Here is a 3,634-nt window from a genome sequence, read left to right on the forward strand (position 1 = left end):
ATCCGCACCCAGGAGGCCTCGAGCGTGTCGGGGCAGAGATCGGACTGCCCCGTGCGCACCACGTGTCCGATGCCCCGCGTCAGCTTCGTCTCGCCCGGGGGCAGCAGGCGGAGGAGCTCGCGGGCCTTGAACTCTCGCGCCGGGTCCACGTGCGCGACGGACACCACGGCCAGCCCCTTGGCGTCCCGGATGCTCACCGTGCACCAGTCGGCCAGGCCGCGGACGGCCAGGCGGGCAATCTCCTGGAGCGTCCGCTCGTACTCCAGCGAGCCGGTGAGCACCTCGCCCGCCTCGGCGAGGAAGGTCTGCGCCTTCTCGACCTTCTTGCGCTCGCTCAAGTCGCGGGCGACGTTGGAGAAGCCGCGCAGCCGCCCCTCCTGGTCACGCATGGGGCTGAGCACGACGGTGCCCCAGAACGGGGAGTTGTCCTTGCGCAGGAGCCACCCCTCGTACTCGGCGCGCCCCTCGGCCTCCGCCCGTTTGAGAATGCGCTCTGGCACGTGCTCCGCGTTCTCCGCCTCGGGGAAGAAGCGCGAGAGGTGCAGGCCAATGGCCTCCTCCGTCGTGAAGCCCTTGAGGCGCTCGGCGCCGAGGTTCCAGTTGCTCACCCGGCCATCCACCCCCAGCGGGAAGACGGAGTAGTCCTGAAGGCTGTCGATGAGGAGCCGGAAGCGCTCCTCGCTGTCGCTCAGCGCGACCTTGGACTCTGGCTCATCCTTCCGCTCGCCCTCCGCGGACATGTGGGCTCCCCTCGCTTGCACGGTTCCCTTCTCAAGCTAAGCCCGCTGCCACCGGACGCTGCCCCTGCCCTCCCTCGCCTGGGAGCTGGCATGGGGCCCGCTCCCCTCCATGGTGAGCGGTGAAGCAGGCAGGTAGGACACACATCCCGAGTGTCGGCCGCATGTTTTCCCTTATGGAAGGCCCACCTCCGGTATGCATGGCGGGTCTCCCACCTGCCAAGGGAACGCCCCTCGCGTGTTGCCCCCCCGCTCCCTTCCTCTCTCCGCCTCCCTCTCGCTCGTACTCCCCGCGCTGGCCACGCTTGTCCTCTTGCGCCTGTGGGGCGAGGCCAGGTGGGAGCACGAGCCCATCCACTCCTCCCTGGAGACCGCCGGGGGGCTCATGGCCCTCGCGGTGGCCTCGGTGCTGCTCTGGCGGCGCCATTACCGGGGCCATGCGGCTCACTTCCAGTGGGTCGTCACCGCGCTGGTGTGCATGGGGCTGCTGGACCTGGCACACGCGTGGATCCACGTCAGCCCCGGCTTCTTCTGGTCCCGCGCCCTGCCCACCCTCCTGGGGGGCCTGCTCATCTCCCTCGTCTGGCTGCCCGCGAGCTGGACCCGGAGCCGCGCCGCGCAGCGCCTTCCGCTCGTCGTCGGCCTGCTCACCCTGGCCCTGTGCCTGGCCCTCGTCGCCTTGCCGCGAGCCTGGCCTCACGCCTTCTCCGCGGACGGCGGCTATCTCCCCTGGGCCAAGCTCATCAACATGGTGGGCGGCATGGGCTTCCTCACCTCGGCCGCCTTCTTCCTGCGGCGCTACCGGCGGGAGGGGGCCGCCGAGGATCTCGTCTTCGCCAACCACTGCCTCCTCTTTGGCGTCGCGGGTCTGCTCTTCGGGGTGAGCCACCTGTGGGGTGCCATCTGGTGGCTCTTCCATGTGCTCCGCCTGCTCGCCTACGTCGTGGTGATCCGCCACGTCGTCCAGGTGTACCGCGGACTGCAGGCGGCCGAGGAGGAGGGGCTCGTGCGGCGGCTCGAGCGGAGCGAGGCGCAGATGCGCCTCGTCACCGACGCCCTCCCCGTCCTCGTCTCCTTCATCCACCGCGACGGCCGCTACGCCTACGTCAACCGCAGCTACACGGAGTGGTTCGGCCTCGAGCGCGAGGAGGTGATCAATCGCCCCGTGCGCGACATCGTGGGCGAGGCGGCCTACGCGGGCGTGCATTCGTTGCTGGAGCGGGCGCTCTCGGGAGAGAGCATCTCCTTCGAGCGCGCGATGCCCTACCGGCACGGCGGAGACCGCCACATCCGCGCCTCGTACATGCCGCAGCGCGGCGCACGGGGGGAGGTAGAGGGAGTCGTCGCGCTCGTGACGGACATCACGGCGGAGAAGCGCGCCCAGGAGCGGGCGGGGCGGTTGCAGGCCGTGACCTCGGCCGTCTCTCGCGCGCTGACCCCCGAGGACGTGGCGCGGGCCATCCTCGCCGAGGCGGTCGAGGGCATTGGCGCGGGCTCGGGCACCTTCTACGTCCTGGAGCCGGAAGGCGGCCCCTTGCGCCTGCTGCATGCCCAGGGGATTCCCGCGGAGGTGGTGAAGAACCATGAGACCGTGCCCCTCGAGGCGCCCCTGCCGATGACGAGCGTCGTGCGCTCGGGTACCCCCCTCTGGCTGGAGTCGCGCGAGGAGATGTTCCGGCTCTTCCCCGGCATGGGCCCGGCGATGAAGGAGAGTGTCAACCAATCCTGGGCCGTGCTGCCGCTGCTGGGCGGCGCGGGGCCTCTGGGAGCGCTGATGATCGGCTTCCCCCGCCCGCACACGCTGGATGCCGAGGATCGCGACTTCCTGCTGGCGCTCAGCCAGCAGGTGTCCCAGGCCTTCGAGCGCGCGAACCTCTACCTCGCGGCGCGGGCCGCGGTGCGCGTGCGCGAGGACTTCCTGTCCGTGGCCGGGCACGAGCTGCGCACCCCCATCACCTCCCTCAAGCTGCAGCTGCACCTGCTGGAGCGCGCCCGTCCCCCCCACTTGAGCATGCCGCGCCTCCAGGCGATGGGGCGGCAGGTGGAGCGCCTCGAGTCACTGGTGGCGAGCCTCCTGGACGTGGGGCGTCTGTCGGAAGGCCGGTTGTCGCTGGAGCTCGGCGAAGTGGAGCTGGGTACCCTGACCCGCGAGGTGCTCGAGCGCGTCGCGGACGTCTTCGAGCGGGCCGGCTGCGCGGTGCACCTGGAGGCGCCGGAGCCAGTGCGCGGCTGCTGGGACGCGCAGCGGCTGGACCAGGTGATGGTCAACCTCTTCACCAACGCGGCCAAGTACGGGGCGGGCCGTCCCGTGCACGTGCGGGTGGAGGAGGCGGGGGCCTTCGCGCGGCTCACCGTCCGGGACGAGGGCATCGGCATCGCGCCCGAGGCGCTGCCCCGCCTCTTCGGCCGCTTCGAGCGCGCGGTGAGTGACCGGCGGTACGGCGGCATCGGCCTCGGCCTCTACATCTCACGCCAGCTGGTCGAGGCGATGGGCGGCCGCGTGTCCGTGCACAGCCGTCTCGACGAAGGCTCCACCTTCACCGTCGAGCTGCCGCTGCGGCCCGCCCCGGCCGAGGAGGGCCTGGCGCCCCTGACGGCCGACTGAGCCACCCCGCCCGCTAGGAGCGAGGCAGCTCCACGAGGAAGGTGGCCCCCTGCCCCGGAGCGCTCTCCACGCGGATGGTGCCCCCCATGGCGGTGACCAGCTCGCGTGTCATCCACAGCCCCATGCCCAGGCCCCCGTAGTGCCGGTCACTCACCGCGCGCTCGAAGCGCTCGAAGATGCGCGACTGGACGTCGGGGTCGATGCCGATGCCCTCGTCCCGCACCCGCAGCTCCACCCGTGACGCGGTGGCACTCAGCGCCACCTCCACTGGCCGGCCCGCGCCGTACTTGCA

Annotated in this window: 3 protein-coding genes; 1 reads left to right on the top strand and 2 read right to left on the bottom strand. The window is 71.4% G+C overall.

Annotated elements, in window-relative coordinates:
- Positions 1–740 (bottom strand): PAS domain S-box protein (locus VF794_RS01295; protein ID WP_331106907.1); only part of this gene is annotated, 740 nt, incomplete at its 3' end.
- Between the two features lie 235 nt (positions 741–975).
- Here VF794_RS01295 and VF794_RS01300 point away from each other — a divergent pair.
- Positions 976–3,342: a sensor histidine kinase gene (locus tag VF794_RS01300; protein ID WP_331106909.1), complete on the top strand. Its 2,367-nt coding sequence runs from the start codon at positions 976–978 to the stop codon at positions 3,340–3,342.
- A gap of 13 nt (positions 3,343–3,355) precedes the next feature.
- On the opposite strand, the gene VF794_RS01305 is transcribed toward VF794_RS01300, so the two are convergent.
- Positions 3,356–3,634 (bottom strand): ATP-binding protein (locus VF794_RS01305; protein ID WP_331106911.1); only part of this gene is annotated, 279 nt, incomplete at its 5' end.

Source organism: Archangium sp. (assembly GCF_036389735.1).
Classification (GTDB): Bacteria; Myxococcota; Myxococcia; order Myxococcales; family Myxococcaceae; genus Archangium.